At 53.1% G+C, this 16,407-nt stretch carries 11 protein-coding genes and 1 tRNA gene; 11 read left to right on the top strand and 1 reads right to left on the bottom strand.

Features of this window, described 5'->3' with window-relative positions:
- The first annotated feature begins 601 nt into the window (after positions 1-601).
- Positions 602-1,933 carry an MFS transporter gene (locus tag AC6I8L_RS12250; RefSeq protein ID WP_058962316.1) on the top strand — a complete coding sequence of 444 codons (1,332 nt, stop codon included), beginning with the start codon at positions 602-604 and terminating at the stop codon, positions 1,931-1,933.
- A 198-nt stretch (positions 1,934-2,131) separates the two neighbouring features.
- Here AC6I8L_RS12250 and AC6I8L_RS12245 read toward each other — a convergent pair.
- Positions 2,132-2,207, bottom strand: a tRNA-Asn gene (locus AC6I8L_RS12245).
- Positions 2,208-2,714: 507 nt separating this feature from the next.
- Here AC6I8L_RS12245 and AC6I8L_RS12240 point away from each other — a divergent pair.
- From AC6I8L_RS12240 to AC6I8L_RS12195, 10 genes are all read left to right on the top strand, one after another.
- Complete coding sequence (locus AC6I8L_RS12240) at positions 2,715-3,638, top strand: sugar ABC transporter substrate-binding protein (RefSeq protein ID WP_058962315.1); 924 nt, start codon at positions 2,715-2,717, stop codon at positions 3,636-3,638.
- Positions 3,639-3,670: 32 nt separating this feature from the next.
- Positions 3,671-5,155 (top strand): sugar ABC transporter ATP-binding protein, encoded by a 1,485-nt coding sequence (locus tag AC6I8L_RS12235; RefSeq protein WP_058962314.1) that lies wholly within the window; start codon positions 3,671-3,673, stop codon positions 5,153-5,155.
- 14 nt (positions 5,156-5,169) lie between these two features.
- A complete protein-coding gene (locus AC6I8L_RS12230; RefSeq protein WP_038646197.1) occupies positions 5,170-6,201 on the top strand; it encodes an ABC transporter permease in 1,032 nt (343 codons plus the stop codon).
- A gap of 677 nt (positions 6,202-6,878) precedes the next feature.
- Positions 6,879-7,796: a nitrogen assimilation transcriptional regulator NAC gene (nac, locus tag AC6I8L_RS12225; RefSeq protein WP_034824624.1), complete on the top strand. Its 918-nt coding sequence runs from the start codon at positions 6,879-6,881 to the stop codon at positions 7,794-7,796.
- A gap of 188 nt (positions 7,797-7,984) precedes the next feature.
- Positions 7,985-8,944, top strand: a complete 960-nt coding sequence (cbl, locus tag AC6I8L_RS12220; protein ID WP_058962313.1) for an HTH-type transcriptional regulator Cbl — start codon at positions 7,985-7,987, stop codon at positions 8,942-8,944.
- Between the two features lie 265 nt (positions 8,945-9,209).
- Positions 9,210-10,667, top strand: coding sequence for an NAD-dependent succinate-semialdehyde dehydrogenase (locus tag AC6I8L_RS12215; RefSeq protein WP_058962327.1), 1,458 nt, complete (start codon positions 9,210-9,212; stop codon positions 10,665-10,667).
- A 423-nt stretch (positions 10,668-11,090) separates the two neighbouring features.
- Positions 11,091-12,560 carry an aldehyde dehydrogenase family protein gene (locus tag AC6I8L_RS12210; protein WP_058962312.1) on the top strand — a complete coding sequence of 490 codons (1,470 nt, stop codon included), beginning with the start codon at positions 11,091-11,093 and terminating at the stop codon, positions 12,558-12,560.
- 32 nt (positions 12,561-12,592) lie between these two features.
- The gene (locus tag AC6I8L_RS12205) at positions 12,593-13,261 is read left to right on the top strand and encodes a haloacid dehalogenase type II (RefSeq protein ID WP_058962311.1); all 669 of its coding nucleotides are present in this window, start codon (positions 12,593-12,595) and stop codon (positions 13,259-13,261) included.
- Between the two features lie 14 nt (positions 13,262-13,275).
- The gene (locus AC6I8L_RS12200) at positions 13,276-14,553 is read left to right on the top strand and encodes an NAD(P)/FAD-dependent oxidoreductase (protein WP_479398903.1); all 1,278 of its coding nucleotides are present in this window, start codon (positions 13,276-13,278) and stop codon (positions 14,551-14,553) included.
- Positions 14,554-14,782: 229 nt separating this feature from the next.
- Positions 14,783-16,387, top strand: coding sequence for an ABC transporter substrate-binding protein (locus AC6I8L_RS12195; RefSeq protein WP_058962120.1), 1,605 nt, complete (start codon positions 14,783-14,785; stop codon positions 16,385-16,387).
- The last annotated feature ends 20 nt before the right edge of the window (positions 16,388-16,407 follow it).

Below are 16,407 nucleotides of genomic sequence, written 5' to 3'. Positions count from 1 at the left end.
AAAAACAGTGCGATCTGGCGCACTGTTTCGCGTACTTGCACGCCGACTCACTCCTACCTGCTTGCTCCCCAACCCATGAAAACCCATCCCACCACGTAACTTTTTTGCATACATGAAAAATACAAAGGAAATACAATTAAGTAGTATGATTTTACCGTGGTTTGAAATTAATAAATTAATTTTCAATGAGTTATACGTATAACTTTTTCGAATTATTTTTTCAGATGAATTTTGGAGATGATCACAATCTCAAGTTTTGGGTGTCCTGGGCATGTTTACACCACCTGAAATTCAGCATAGTTTGAACATGGAGTTAACCTGTGATTAACAGACAAAAGCGAACAAATGCGTATTGGGTCAACACACCGCTAAACAATGATGAAGACAGACGATCTGCAAGTGGGTCATGCTTAATTTCATTATTTATGTTCAGGGATTAAACGCAGGGTTTTTCAATTTCGAGGTCAATTTCTTTTTTAAAGAAATACCTAAATCAGTCAATGATTTTTTTTCTGTTTCTTTAACGTTCCGCCAAATCATTTTTGATTAGGACAGATCGCTGCGCCTGCAGAGAAATGAATAATTCAGGAGAGACCCTGTTATGAGCAACACCAATATATCCATTGAAGATGTCCCGCTTAATAATTTTCACCAGTTAATGTCGCTGCGCGCGGGTGGCGGTTGGATCCTCGATGGCTACGTGCTGAGTATTATCGGCGTGGCGATCGTGCAGTTTTCCCAGCATCTGCAACTTGATACCTTCTGGCAGGGCATGGTGGCCGCTTCAGCGATGCTCGGCACCTTCTGCAGTGGTTTCCTTGGCGGGTGGTTGACCGATATTGTGGGTCGTCGTCGTCTGTTCTTTGTCGGGCCAATCCTGTTTATCCTGGGTTCGGTCGGCACTTTCTGGGCGGAATCGGCCCTCACGCTGTTTATCCTGCGTTTCCTGGTGGGGGTCGGAGTGGGGCTGGAGTATCCGGTTGCCGGGTCACTGCTCACTGAATTCCTGCCGCAAAAGCATCGTGGCAAACGTTTGGCCGGTTTGACCATTCTCTGGTTTGCCGGTGCAGCCCTCGCTTATATCGTGGGTAACCTTATTCTCTCGATTGGCGGTGATGCCGCATGGCGTCTGGTACTGGCCAGCCCGGCCGTGCTGGGGGTACTCCTTTTCGTTCTGCGCATCGGCACGCCGGAATCGCCACGCTGGTTAGTCAGCAAAGGTCGCTTCAATGAGGCTGAGCAGATCATCAAGAAAGTCTACGGTCCAGAATTCTCGCTGAAAAATATGCCCGCGGAGTCAGTGGATGCCAAAGTTACGTTGAAAGATCTGGTGCGCTCTGGCTACGGCAAGCGTATGTTGTTTGTCTCGGTGTTTTGGAGTGCGGCCGTTGTGCCGATGTTTGCGGTGTATTCGTTCGCACCCGTAGTATTGAAAGCCCTGAATCTGGACGGTGAATGGGCATCGCTAGGTTCGATCGCCATCACCTTGCTGTTTGTGGTGGGCTGTGTTGTGGCAACCCGTTTGATTGATAGCATGGGCCGCCGCCGTCTGATCATCCACAGCTTTTTATGGTCAAGCCTGGCGCTGTTGGCATTGGGGATGTTCTCCCACGGTTCAGAAATGCTGGTGCTGGTGATGTTTGGCGCTTACGCGGTATTTATCGGCGGAGCACAGGTGCTGGAGTTAGTGTATCCGAACGAGCTGTTCCCAACGGAAGTGCGTGCCTTCGCCGTCGGTATGGGTTCATCCATGTCACGTATCGGTTCTGCTGCGGGAACCTGGCTGGTGCCGATTTCCCTGCAAAATCTAGGCATCGAATACACCATGTATGCTGCCGCGATTGTTTCCTTTATTGGTCTGCTGGTATCGGTATGGCTCGCACCGGAGACGCGTAATATGACATTGAGTCAGGCGGCTTCGCTGGCGCGGTAATATAAAGAAGATAAAAACAGAAGTGTGAAGGCCGCTCAGTGAATTCTGAGCGGCCTTTTCGTATTGAGCGTTCTGCAATACAACAAGCCCATAGGAAGACTGGCCGAATAATTAATGGTCAGGCTTCCTCGTTTCTCAACAATAAATCATAAAAACAAAAAGCCCGCTCAGGTTTCCCTGAGCGGGCTTCTCTAAATATGGCTCCTCTGACTGGACTCGAACCAGTGACATACGGATTAACAGTCCGCCGTTCTACCGACTGAACTACAGAGGAATCGTGTGAACGAGGCGCATATTAGCGATGCCGATCCCCAATGTCAAAGCCCGATCGCACACTTCTGGTTTAAGTGCGCGTAAAAGCAGCGGAATGCTGTTTTTCTGCCTTGAACGTTCAGATTTCAAACTGCCAGCAAGATCTCACTTTAAGCGCATTTCCTTTGAGATGTTAGATGCATGTCAAAGTTTTGTTATTTGCCGATTTTAAAACAATCATTTCAGTGCTTTTATGATGAAAATTTCAAATGCTGATCAGATGAAACAAATGAACTGCTTATCATCACGGGTGAAATCAGTTTTGGCGTCTGAAACAGCATTTCGAAAATAACCTTTTGATAAGTAGATAGTTGCAGGAAAGAGCAGTACCGAAACGATAGCGTTAGACCAGAAGCCTTACCTCTACAACCAGATAAATAACGCCAGTGCCGTTGAGTGAATGTAAAAAATATTTTTCATTCGTCGTATCAGCCCAACTGAGCATGTTAACGAATAAGAAGGGTTACCTATGAAATTCAAAAAAGCGTTAGTGACTTCCCTGTTAGCTTGCATGTTACCTGCCGCTGTTATGGCAAAAGACCTTCAGGTGGGCGTCTCTATGGCGCTGTTTGACGATAACTTCCTGACCATTCTGCGCACCGCGATGCAGAAAGAGATGACCAAAGATGGCGTTAAGGGTCAGGTCGAAGATGCGAAAGGCGACGTCTCCCAACAGCTGCAACAAATTCAGAACTTCATCGGTCAGGGCGTTGACGCCATTATCGTTAACCCAGTGGATACCAATGCCGTCAAACCTTTGATGGATGCGGCCTCTAAAGCGGGTGTGCCGCTGATCTTTGTTAACCGCAAACCGGCAGGTGAATTGACCGACAAAATGGCTTACGTCGGCTCTGACTCCGAATTAGCGGGCCGTCTGCAAATGGAAGCGCTGGCAAAAGCGATGAACGGTAAAGGCAACGTCGCGATTCTGATGGGCGACCTGGCTAACGAATCTACCCGTGACCGTACCAAAGGTGTTGAAGCGGTGGTGGCTAAATACCCGGGCCTTAAAGTGGTACAGAAACAGACCGCGAAATTCACCCGTAATGACGCAGTAGATGTGGTGAGTAACTGGATGACCGCAGGCGATGACATTCAGGCCATTGCTTCGAACAACGATGAAATGGCGATTGGTGCGCTGCAGGCGCTGGGCAAAAACCCGAACCACATCCTGATCGCGGGTGTGGATGGTACGCCGGATGCGTTGCAGATGCTGAAGAACGGCAAAATGGTCGCCACCGTGTTCCAGGATGCTAAAGGTCAGGGTGAAGGCGCGGTACAGGCTGCGGTGAAACTGGCGAAAGGCGAGAAGGTTGAGAAGGTGATTAACATCCCTTACCAGCTGATCACCAAAGACAACATGGCGCAGTTCGAATCACGTAATCAGAAATAATCGTTCCCGACTTAGCCGTACGGAGGTGATGTATGACCGCATTTGCGCTTGAAGCCGAAGGCATCAGCAAGTTCTTCCCCGGAGTGAAGGCACTCGACAATGTCTCACTACGCATTAAACCGGGGTCGGTACATGCCCTGATGGGTGAAAATGGCGCGGGCAAATCCACTTTAATGAAATGCCTTATCGGGATGTATCGTCCCGATAAGGGCACCATTCGCATTAAAGGGGAGCCGGTGCAGTTCCAGGACACCATGGACGCGCTGCGTTCGGGGATCTCGATGATCCACCAGGAACTGAATCTGGTGCCTTACATGACTGTGGCTGAGAACATCTGGCTCGGTCGCGAACCGATGAAGTACGGCTTTGTTGACCACGCGTTGCTGAACAAGCAAACGCAGGAATTACTCAACAAACTCAATATCCGTTTAAAAGCCGATCGTATGGTTGGCGAGCTGAGTATCGCTGCTCAGCAGATGGTGGAAATTGCCAAAGCGGTGTCGTGGAACTCCGACATTGTGATTATGGACGAACCGACCTCGGCACTGACGGAAACCGAAGTGGCGCATCTGTTCACCATCATCCGCGACCTGCGCGAGCAGGGTAAAGCCATCATCTATATCAGTCACAAGATGGATGAGATTTTCACCATCACCGATGAGATCAGCATTTTCCGCGACGGCACCTGGGTGGGCAGTAACAGCACTTCCGAGTTTACCCGTCAGTCGCTGATTACTCAGATGGTGGGGCGTGAACTGACGCAGTTGTTCCCGAAATTCAATGGTGAGATCGGTGAAGAAGTGTTGACGGTTCGCAATCTGACCTGCAAAGACCGTTTCACCGATATCAATTTCACGGTGCGCAAGGGCGAAATCCTCGGCGTTGCCGGTCTGGTGGGGGCGGGACGCAGTGAAGTGATGGAAAGTTTGTTCGGGATGGAAAGCTTCGACAGCGGTGAAGTGCTGATCGATGGCGTGCCGGTCAAAATCGATTCGCCTTCCACGGCGATTGAGAAGGGCATGGCGTTCCTGACCGAAGACCGTAAAAAGTCCGGCTTATTCCTGGTGTTGTCGGTGATGGAGAACATGAGCATCGTCAACATGCCGGATTATGTCAGTAAAGCCGGTTTCGTTAGCCACATGAAGATGGCACAGGACTGCATGGAGCAGATCCGCAAGCTCAATATTAAAACGCCGACCATGGATCAGATCATCAACAACCTCAGTGGCGGTAACCAGCAGAAGGTGCTGATTGCGCGCTGGCTGCTGGCTCAACCGAAGATTCTGATCCTCGATGAACCGACGCGCGGTATTGACGTCGGGGCAAAAGCCGAGATTTACCGCTTAATCAGCGAACTGGCAAACCGTGGCGTGGCCATCATTATGGTCTCGTCGGAGTTGCCGGAAATTCTGGGCATGAGCGACCGCGTGATGGTTATGCACGGCGGACGTATAACTGGCATCCTCGATAAAGAAGAGGCCAATCAGGAAACCATTTTGTCGTTGGCATCCGAGTGAGGCGCGAGACATCTATGAGTAACGTAAAAATTACGGCCCCGCAGGCCGCGGAATCGACATCCTTCTTTGGCAACCTGCGCCATAAGTTGCCGAAAGATACCGGCATCTTTGTGGTGATGTTGGGTATTGCCTTAATCTTTGAGATTGCAGGCTGGTACGTTCGTGACCAATCTTTCCTGCTCAACACCAACCGTCTGGTATTGATTGTTTTACAGGTGGCGATCATCGGCATCATTGCGGTGGGCGTGACCCAGGTCATCATCACCACGGGGATTGACCTGTCGTCTGGTTCGGTGATTGCACTGACAGCGGTGGTGGCGGCTAGCCTGGCGCAAACCTCTGACAGCCTGACACCAATGTATCCGTCACTGGTTAACCTGCCTGCCGTCATTCCGATTGTGGCCGGTATTGGTGTAGGTTTGCTGTGCGGGGTCATGAACGGTTTCCTGATTACCAAAACCGGTATCCCGCCATTTATCGCCACACTGGGCATGATGGTGTCGGCGCGTGGTCTGGCGCAGTATTACACGCAAGGTAACCCGATCAGCTTCCTGTCAGATGGTTTTACCTCCATCGGCCAGGGCGCGATGCCGGTGATCATCTTCCTGGTGGTGGCCTTCCTGTTCCACATCGCCCTGAAGCATACCCGTTACGGTAAGTATGTGTATGCAATTGGCGGCAACATGACTTCGGCCAAAGTGTCAGGGATCAACGTTAATAAATACCTGATCATCGTCTATACCATCGCGGGTGCGCTCTCTGGCCTGGCGGGTGTGGTGCTGGCGGCGCGCGTCAGTAGCGGTCAGTCAAGTATGGGGATGGCGTACGAGTTGGATGCGATTGCCGCAGCCGTTATCGGCGGTAGCAGCCTGATGGGCGGCGTGGGTCGCATCACCGGGACGCTGATTGGTGCGGTGATTCTGGGTCTGATTAAGAGCGGATTCACCTTCGTGGGTGTGGATGCTTACGTGCAGGACATCATTAAAGGCATCATTATCGTCGCCGCAGTTTCCATCGATATGCACCGCAACCGCAAAAAACGCTGATACGCTTCATACTTCACACTGTAGCTGCGTTGGCTGCGCCCGTTTACCCTGGTCACATAGTAATCTATGCTCCCAGGTCTAAACGGGCTTGCCGCCTTGCTACAGCGCGAATTTTTTCGCGTATCTGCTTTGAGTAGGTTGCGAAACAAATCATTTTTACTTTCACGTCCATCAGTTATCTATGCTCCCATGGCTAAACAATCTTGCCGCCTTGTTACAGCGCGAATGACTTAGCGTATCGCCTTGATCGTGTTGGAATCAAAATCCCGCTTCTTGAGTCCTGTTACGCTTTAGCTGCCTTTCCTCACAATAAGTTTTCCCACTGGTTGATCCTGCTCCTTTCCCCGCGTTTGCTTTCGTTCTGACCGTTTTAGGTCATTTTCTGTGAGTTATGCACCACTGCGACGCTTTCGGTCATCACTTTTTTGCACATCTGCCACGCAAGTTGCGCACCATAGTGGTGCATTTTGATTTATTTTTAATCACTCGGTGTCATGTGCTCAGCTTATTAACTCTTAAGAGGTAATCAGAAAGGCTTATTTTCCGTGCCGTTAGGAATATTCTGGCACTGCTTTTTCACGCTTCGAATAAACCTGGCCTGCATATTGCAACTTCATGAACACAAGCCAGCAGGCTGAGACACCCAAACGGGTTATTCGGGGATTGACGGAGGCAATATGAACTTAAGACGACTGAAGTACTTTGTAAAAATCGTCGATATCGGCAGCCTGACTCAGGCAGCAGAAGTGCTGCACATCGCGCAGCCTGCGCTTAGCCAGCAAGTTGCGACGCTGGAAAACGAACTCGATCAGCAGTTACTGATTCGCACCAAACGTGGCGTAACACCAACCGAGGCAGGCAAAATTCTTTATGCTCATGCTCGTACGATTCTGCGGCAGTGTGAACAGGCGCAAACGGCTGTCATCAACGCGGGCCAGGCGTTAAATGGTCAGGTATCAATTGGTCTGGCACCGGGCACCGCCGCTTCTTCGTTGACGATGCCGCTGCTGCAAACGGTGCGGGAACAATTCCCGGATGTACTGGTGTATCTGCATGAGAATAGCGGCACCTCTTTAAATGAAAAAGTGATGAACGGTCAGCTGGATATGGCGGTGCTGTATGACCGTGCGCCGACAGCCGGCATTAACAGCATTCCATTGATGAAAGAAGAGTTGTATCTGGTCGGTGCGACCGCATGTCCGGGCGCTACCGTTGATCTCGCCGACGTGGCGCAGATGAATTTGTTCCTGCCGCGTGACTACAGCGCGGTGCGCAAACGTGTTGATGAAGCATTCTCGCTGCGTCGTCTGAGCGCAAAAATCATCGGTGAAATCGAGTCAATCTCAACCCTGACTGCCGCAGTTTCCAGCGGCATGGGTGTGACCGTTCTGCCGGAATCAGCGGCTCGCGCCCTGGTGAGTTCAACTCACGCGTGGATGGCACGTATTAACAGCCCATCGCTGAATCTGCCGCTCTCGCTGAATATCTCTGCGCGCTTGCCACTGTCACCTTCCGCGCAGGCAGTGAAAAACATCCTGCTGTCACTGCTGAATAAGCCGATGACGGAAGAGCGCGAGTTGATGCTGGTCGGTTAATCCCTTCTTCTTTACCCCAGCTATCTACGGCTGGGGTAACCCCTTCACGCTTTAACACCCGCAAACGCGTCGAGATAAATCACCCTACTTATTACTATTCCGCATAACACACCGTTTTTTATTATTTCCTGCAATGACGCCAACTTCATAACATGGACGAAACAGGGCAGGGAACAGGAGAAAAGGGTGTGAATTTCCAGCAACTTAAAATTATACGCGAAGCGGCTCGTTGCGAATTCAACCTGACAGAAGTGGCGAATACGTTGTTCACCTCGCAATCCGGGGTTAGCCGCCATATTCGCGATCTGGAAGATGAACTCGGCGTCGAGATTTTTATCCGTCGTGGCAAGCGACTGTTAGGCATGACAGAACCGGGCAAGGCGCTGTTGACCATTGCTGAACGCATCCTGGATGAAGCTGGCAAAGTACGTCGCCTGGCGGATGTGTTTACCAATGAAACCAGCGGCGTGCTAACCATTGCCACTACGCATACCCAGGCACGTTATAGCCTGCCGCGCGTGATAAAAGCATTTCGTCAGCTCTATCCCAATGTGCGTCTTGAACTCAATCAGGGATCGCCGCAGGAGATCGTGTCCATGTTGCTGGCGGGCGAAGCCGATATTGGCATTGCTTCCGAGCAGCTGGTGAATAACAGTAGTCTCGCGGCTTTCCCGTGGTTTAGCTGGCATCACTCGTTGTTAGTGCCGCATGACCATGAATTGCTGCAGCATCAGCCGGTGACGCTGGCCAGTTTGAGCCGCCATCCGCTGATCACTTATCGGCAGGGTATCACCGGTCGCTCGCGAGTGGACCGTGCATTCCAGGCGGCGGGTATCAAGCCGGATATCGTGCTCAGCGCGCAGGACTCCGACGTGGTGAAAACCTATGTTGAGTTGGGTCTCGGCGTCGGCATCCTGGCTGATCAGGCGTGCGACATTTATGAAGGTGAAGATTTGGTGAAAATCGACACCCATCATCTGTTTGATGCCAACACCGTATGGCTAGGATTGAAGCGCGGCCAGCTGCAACGCAATTACGTCTGGCAGTTTCTGGAACTGTGTAACGCCAATCTGTCGCTGGAGGAGATTAAGCGTCAGGCGCTCTCCTATGAAACGGAGTCTGAACCTGCTATCGATTTCCAGATTTAATGCAGTGGTCGTCATAAATGGCGACCACACATTTCCTACAGGGTGCGCATTCCTGCGCGCCTGGCCTCAAACCGCAGCGTAATCAATGACGCATTCATGCGCTCCTGGCAACAAACCTCACCGTAATCAATGACGCATTTATGCACAGCATAAAATTTCTTTTGGCGCGCTAAAACACATCCTGGCCCGGTTTCCACCCCTTAGAAAAACATCCTGCACTGCTGCGCCACGTTACAGTGAAATGAACAGGATAAAGGGGATGAAAATGTCGCGGATTCAACTAAAAGATGCAGAACTGTTACGCCAGCAGGCGTTGTTTGGCGGGCGCTGGCAGGACGCGCACGCCGGGGCCACGCTGCCGGTGATTGATCCCTCTACTCAGCAACAGATTGCCACTATTCCGGCACTGGGTGCAGCCGAAACCGAGCAGGCAATAGATTATGCTGAGTCGGTGCGTGTCAGTTGGGGCAAAACCCCAAATGCATCGCGCGCGGCACTGCTGGATAAATGGCATCAGCTGATTCTCGACAATTCTGACGATTTGGCGATTATCATGACCGCCGAGCAGGGCAAACCGCTGGCAGAGGCCAAAGGTGAGGTGCTATACGGCGCCAGCTTTGTGAAGTGGTTCGCTGAAGAAGCGCGCCGCATCTATGGCGATACCATTCCGGCGCCGAGTGAAGATCGTCGTATTTTAGTATTGAAGCAGCCGGTGGGCGTGGCAGCAGCCATCACGCCGTGGAACTTCCCGATTGCGATGATCACCCGCAAAGTGGCGCCTGCGCTGGCCGCCGGTTGCCCGATCATCGTCAAACCTTCTGAACTGACGCCGCTGTCGGCTCTGGCACTGGCGGTGCTGGCAGAGCGGGCAGGTTTTCCCACTGGCGTACTTCAGGTGCTCACCGGATTACCCACCGAGATCGGCAGCACGCTGACTGCCAGCCGCACGGTGCGCAAAATCTCCTTTACCGGATCCACACGCGTCGGCCAACTGCTGATGCAACAAAGTGCCGACAGCATTAAACGCCTTAGCCTGGAACTGGGCGGTAATGCGCCACTGATTGTGTTTGATGATGCCGATCTCGATGTCACTATCCCTGGCGTCATGGCGAGTAAATTCCGTAATGCCGGTCAGACCTGCGTCTGCGCCAATCGCATTTTGGTGCAACGCGGTATCTATGAGCGTTTCAGCGAGAAACTCCTGGAGGCAGTGGCAACCCTTAAAGTGGGGGATGGCTTTGAACCCAGTAGCACGATTGGGCCACTGATTAACGATCGCGCTGTTGAGAAGGTGAACAGCCATATTGATGATGCGCTTAGCCAGGGAGCGACCTTGCTGCGTGGCGGGATCAGTGCAGCGAATGGCACCTTTGTTGAGCCGACCGTGTTGGGTAATGTCACCAGCAGTATGCGCATTGCGCATGAAGAAACCTTCGGCCCCGTCGCACCGCTTTTTGTCTTCGATACCGAAGAGGAGGCGATACGCATGGCGAATGACACGCCTTATGGATTGGGCGCATATTTCTTTACGGAGAATATACGTCGAGCCTGGCGCGTGGCGGAATCATTAGAATTTGGCATGGTCGGTTTTAATACCGGTGCGATATCTTTAGATGCGGCACCTTTTGGCGGAATTAAATTATCCGGATTAGGACGTGAAGGTTCGCGCTATGGAATTGAAGAGTATCTGGAGCAGAAAACGTTTCATATGGGCAGTTTATAAATGCAGCAATGCGTGTTAAATCGCACCGCTCCAAATAGGTAATCGCGCAATTCATTGCGCATAATGACTTTCATCACCCATTTCATAAACAGCGCCGGTAACCTCAGGTTCACGGCGCTGTTTTATTTTGTGCGCGGCGTCATACTTTTCCGGCCCATCACCGTTTTAGTGCAAGTTTCGTGCGAGCTGCACCGTAGGGATGCACGAATTTTGTGAAGTAAATCATCTGTTTATTCCTTCGGCAAATCCGCAAATTTTCCCTCTTCAATACGGCAGAAAATTTTTCTGGGCTGTTTTTTACGCATTTTTATTTTTTACTGGGCTGGCATACTTTCTGCATTAGCTTATTAACGTGACAGATAAATGTAGTGCAAATCGTTAATTGGCGCACATGTGATGGGTGTAACAAATAAGGAATTTTCCATGTTAAGTTTCGACCCTGAAAAAGTTTCTCTCCCGATTGGCCATTATATTGGTGGTCATCATGTTTCCACCCAGGGCGCGCGTTTTGCCGTAAAAAGGCCATCTGATGGCAAAGTCTATGCCGAGCTGAGCGAAGCCCAGGCCAGCGATGTTGATAGGGCTGTCACCCTGGCCCATGAAGCGCTGAAAACCAGTGGCTGGCGCAGCTGCCCACCACGGCAACGTGGAAAAGTGTTACGCCGCTGGGCGGATCTGATTGAAAGCGATCCGTTACTGGCTCAGCTCGAAGCGCTGGGGTCGACGCGGCCGATCAGCGATGTGGTACAGCATGAGATTCCGTTTACCGCAGAGGCCATCCGTTTCTACGCCGAGTGCGCAGACAAATACAGTGGCGATCTGTTCCCGACGCAGGAAAGCAGCCTCGGGATGCTGATTTCGGAGCCATACGGCGTGATTGGCGCGATTACACCGTGGAATTTCCCGCTGTCGATGGCCTCGTGGAAATGCGGTCCAGCACTAGCAGCGGGTAATGCCGTGGTGCTGAAACCTTCGGAGCTGACACCTTTCTCTACCGTACGCATGGCGGAACTGGCGGTGCAGGCTGGTTTACCGGCGGGCATTCTGAATATTGTGCAGGGCAGTGGCGCAGTGACCGGCAGCGCGCTGGTCACCCATCCGCTGGTACGCAAAGTCTCGTTCACTGGTTCCACGGTGACGGGCGCACGCATCATGAGTGACGCAGCACAGCATGGCATGAAGCCTGTCACACTGGAGTTAGGTGGCAAAAGCCCACAGCTGGTGTTCGATGATGCGGGCGATATCGATGTCCTGGCACAGCGCATCCTGCGCGGCTTCACCGCCAACGGTGGACAGGCATGCGTCGCGGGTACTCGCTTGATTGTGCAACGTGGCATTGCTCAACCGCTGCTGGATCGCCTGGTGGCGCTCTGCCAGCAGCCGCAGCCGGGTGTCACCTGGCAAGACAGCAGCCGTTATGCGCCGCTGATCGATGAGCGCCAGGGCAACAAGGTGGCATCGGTGATCGCCGAAGCCAAAGCGCAGGGCGCAGAAGTGTTAGTGGGCGGCGAACGTTTTGCGGATACCGCCGAAGGTTGGTTCTGGCAGCCTACGCTGTTATGTGGTGTGGCGGCTGATAACCCGGCGGTGCAGCAGGAGATCTTTGGCCCGGTGCTCACCGTGCAGGAGTTTGACAGCGAAGAAGAAGGGCTCGCGCTGGCGGCGCACGAAACCTATGGGCTGTGTGCCGGCGTGCATACGCTGAGCCTGCCGCGTGCCATGCGAGCGATGCGTGCCATCGAATCAGGCACTGTATGGATCAACCGCTACGGTCGCTCCGGCGATTTCATTATTCCCACCGGCGGCTTCCTGGGCTCCGGTATTGGCAAGGATCTGGGGCGTCAGGCGTTTCAGGCCTGCCAGCGCCAGAAGAGTGTATTAATCGATTTCTAAATTCACGTATCAGACAACGACGAGGTCGCGTCATGGCACTGTTTAAACCGAAATTCATCACCTTTGATTGCTACGGCACCCTGATTAACTTTGACATGGCAGGAGCGGCAGAGCGCTGCTTCAAAGATCGGGTGTCAGCGCAAGAGATGCTGGCCTTCACCACCGATTTCGCCATCTATCGCCGCGATGAAGTGCTGGGGGCGTGGAAACCTTACTACGACGTCGTCAGCGATGCGTTAGAGCGCACCTGTAAAAAATGGGGCGTGCAGTGGAGCAAAGCCGATAGCGACTTTATCTACACCGATTGCGCCACCTGGGGGCCGCACCCAGACGTGCCCGCAGGACTTGCCAAAGTGGCGAAAGAGTTCCCACTGGTGCTGCTCACCAACTCCATGAACGATTTGATTCCCCATCATGTGCCGCGTCTCGGCGCACCGATCCACATGACCATTACCGCCGAAGAAGTCGGGGCGTATAAGCCGCAGATGAAGGGCTTTGAATACATGCTGGATAAGCTGAACTGCGGCCCGGAAGAGATTCTGCATGTCTCCTCCAGCCTGCGTTATGACCTGATGACCTGCTACGACATGGGCATTAAAAACAAAGTGTGGGTCAATCGTGGCCACGATCCGGCCAACCCGGCGTACCAATACACCGAGATTAAAGACATCGGCGGTCTGCCCGCTGTCGTTGGACTCTAAGCCCGGAGGCGGCGATGAAACTCGAATCATTCTGGCAAGCCACCGCACCGGCGTTTACCGGCGCAGCGAGTGGCGCACTGCCGTCGGTGGCCGACGTCGTGGTGATTGGCGGCGGTTTTACCGGCATCTCAACCGCACTGAATCTTGCACGACAGGGCATCAACGTGGTGGTGCTGGAAAGTGGCAACGTGATGAGTCAGGCCTCCGCACGTAACGGTGGACACTGCAATACCGGCGTATCGCAAAACTTTGCTTCGCTGGTAGCCAGCCAGGGGATCGAGCAAGCCAGTCGCTTCTATCGGGCTTTTGATGACGCCGTGAGTTATGTCCAGCAACTGGTGCGGGAAGAGCAGATTGATTGTGATTTTCGCCTGTGCGGCAAGCTCAAGCTTGCCAGCAAAGCGTCGCATTTTCCCGGTCTGCGCAGTGCGTGGCAGCTGATGCGTGACACGGTGGATCCGGAAATCGAGTTGATCAGCAAAGATGAGATTCGCCGTGAAGTCGGCAGCGATGCCTTCCACGGTGGCTTACTGCAAAAACGCGGTGGCCAGATGCATATGGGCAAGTTCGGCATTGGTCTCGCCAATGCCGCAGCCCGCGCGGGAGCGAAGATCTTTCCCCATCACGCGGTGACCGGCTTGACGCGTCTGGACGGCTACCGTCATCGCGTCACTACCGCCCAGGGCGAGATCATCGCGGAAAAAGTCATGATGGCCACCGGCGTATCGAATGAAGGGCCGTTCCCGTGGTTCCAGCGCCGCATCGTGCCGGTAGGCAGCTTTATCGTGGTGACTGAACCGCTGGGTGATGCGCTGATTGAACAAGTGCTGCCCAAAGACCGCACCTATGTCACCTCGCTGAACATCGGCAACTATTTCCGCACCACTGCCGATCGTCGCCTGGTGTTTGGGGGGCGCGCACGTTTTGCCGTCAGCAATCCGACCTCGGATACGCGCAGCGGCGAAGTGTTGCGCGCCGCGATGACCGCGCTGTTCCCGCAGCTGGGCCAATCGCGCATCGATTACTGCTGGGGCGGCATGGTGGATATGACGTCCGATCGCCTGCCGCATGCGGGTGAGCACGATGGTGTGTTCTATTCACTGGGCTACAGCGGCCACGGCACACAGATGTCGGTGTGGATGGGGCGGGTGATGGCCGATTTACTGGCAGAAAAGCGTAACGAAAATCCCTGGCAGCGCGATACATGGCCTGCGCTGCCCGGTTACCACGGGAAACCCTGGTTTTTGCCTCTCGCGGGGCTGTATTACAAGGCTAAGGATCGGCTCTCCTGATCGTTAATCCGGTGCGCATCAATGTGCACTCTACGATGGGATTCTTCAGGTCGCTATTGATGCGCGCCAGGGGAATGCTTTCGAGGGGAACGCATAAATGCACATCCTAAGGTGTCATTGATTTGGCATTCATGCGGACGCTATCCGGTTTGGTAGGGGCCACATTAATGGCGATCTGATTGACGCTCGATTATCAAAACAAACCACTTTTCATATTGAGGGTGTGCAGATGAGTAAAATCGATAAAGAGTCTGACGCTGTAAATCCGGCCCTGACACGTATGCTGACTGAGGGATCCCTGTCACGTCGTGGCCTGATGAAGTTGTTGTCTGCGGGTGCTGTCATGAGCAGCGGCTTTATAGGTTTTCCGCAGATGAGCTTTGCGGCTGAAACACCGGTGAAAGGCGGCAAGATGCGCGCAGCCATGTCCAACGCCTCCGCTACTGACACACTCGATCCTGCCAAAGGCAATAACAGCGGTGACTATACCCGCCAGTTTATGGTCTACAGCGGCCTGACCGAACTCGACCAAAAGTTGGCGATTCAACCGGGGCTGGCGGAGTCCGTGGAGTCTTCGGATGGTGTCACCTGGCACATTAAATTGCGCAAAGGGGTCACGTTCCACGACGGTAAACCTCTCACCGCGAAAGACGTCATTTACTCACTCAGCCGCCACAAAGATCCCGCCGTGGCTTCCAATGCCTTCAAGCTGGCCGATCAGTTCAAAACCTTCACGGCGGTGAACGATAACGAAGTCACACTTGAGCTGAGCAGCGCCAACTTTGACGTGCCTTATATGCTCGCCAGTGCCCCATTCCTGATTGTGCAGGATGGCACCAAAGACTTCAGTAAGGGTATAGGCACGGGGCCGTTCAAATTGAAAGAGTTCACGCCGGGCGTACGCTCTGTTGGCGTGAAGAACCCAAACTACTACAAGCCCGGCTTGCCACATCTCGACGAAATCGAACTGCTGGGCGTCACCGATCAGGCGGCACGTGTCAATGCGCTAATGTCGGGTGACTTACATATCGTTTCGACCCTGAGCGCAGCCGACAGTAATCGTTTGAAAGCCACGCAAGACTTCGCCGTGCTGGAGAGCAAGGCGGGGATGTACACCAACCTGATTATCCGCACCGACATGAAGCCGGGCAGCAGCGAGGATTTCGTGTTGGCGATGAAATATCTGCAGCCGCGTGACATCGTGCTGAAAACCGTGCTGCAAGGCTACGGTGATATCAGTAACGACACCCCCGTGCCGCCGTGGCATCCGCTGTTTAACGCCGATCTCAAACCGCGTCCGCTGGATGCCGAAAAGGCCAAATTCCATATCGAGAAAGCCGGTATGAAGGGCGCAACGGTAGAGATCATCACCACACCAAACATTGAAGGTGCGGTGGAAGGGGGGCAGTTAATCCAGCAGGTGGCACGTAACACCGGGCTGAACGTTAAGGTGCGTCGCGTGCCGTATGACGGCTACTGGTCAACACACTGGACTAAAGACCCGGTGGGTTATGGCTCGATCAACCCGCGTCCAACGCTGGATATGCTGTTCTCTCAGTTCTATATGTCGAGCGCGGCCAACAATGAATCGGGCTGGAAGAACGATCAGTTTGATCAGTTGGTCGTCGCCGCACGCGGTGAGCGCGATCAGGGCAAACGCAAGCAGATGTATGGCGATATGCAGAAGCTAATCTATGACCACTGCGGCACCATCATCCCCACCTTTATCAGTACCCTCGACGGGTACAGTAAAAAAGTGGGCGGTGTTGAAGCCTGGCCAAGCGGCATGATGATGGGTTACCGATTCCATGAGTTCGCCTGGCTGAAAGCCTAATCCGTCATCCGTCAGAGGAG

Source organism: Type-E symbiont of Plautia stali, assembly GCF_059731115.1.
The sequence above is the reverse complement of the archived record's forward strand: the minus strand, read 5'-3'. Positions and strand labels throughout refer to the sequence as shown.

Bases quoted from the DNA above. Each gene is read 5' to 3' on its own strand.
- AC6I8L_RS12250 (WP_058962316.1), top strand. From the start codon at position 602: ATGAGCAACACCAATATATCCATTGAAGATGTCCCGCTTAATAATTTT.
- AC6I8L_RS12240 (WP_058962315.1), top strand. From the start codon at position 2,715: ATGAAATTCAAAAAAGCGTTAGTGACTTCCCTGTTAGCTTGCATGTTA.
- AC6I8L_RS12235 (WP_058962314.1), top strand. From the start codon at position 3,671: ATGACCGCATTTGCGCTTGAAGCCGAAGGCATCAGCAAGTTCTTCCCC.
- AC6I8L_RS12230 (WP_038646197.1), top strand. From the start codon at position 5,170: ATGAGTAACGTAAAAATTACGGCCCCGCAGGCCGCGGAATCGACATCC.
- nac (WP_034824624.1), top strand. From the start codon at position 6,879: ATGAACTTAAGACGACTGAAGTACTTTGTAAAAATCGTCGATATCGGC.
- AC6I8L_RS12215 (WP_058962327.1), top strand. From the start codon at position 9,210: ATGTCGCGGATTCAACTAAAAGATGCAGAACTGTTACGCCAGCAGGCG.
- AC6I8L_RS12210 (WP_058962312.1), top strand. From the start codon at position 11,091: ATGTTAAGTTTCGACCCTGAAAAAGTTTCTCTCCCGATTGGCCATTAT.
- AC6I8L_RS12205 (WP_058962311.1), top strand. From the start codon at position 12,593: ATGGCACTGTTTAAACCGAAATTCATCACCTTTGATTGCTACGGCACC.
- AC6I8L_RS12200 (WP_479398903.1), top strand. From the start codon at position 13,276: ATGAAACTCGAATCATTCTGGCAAGCCACCGCACCGGCGTTTACCGGC.
- AC6I8L_RS12195 (WP_058962120.1), top strand. From the start codon at position 14,783: ATGAGTAAAATCGATAAAGAGTCTGACGCTGTAAATCCGGCCCTGACA.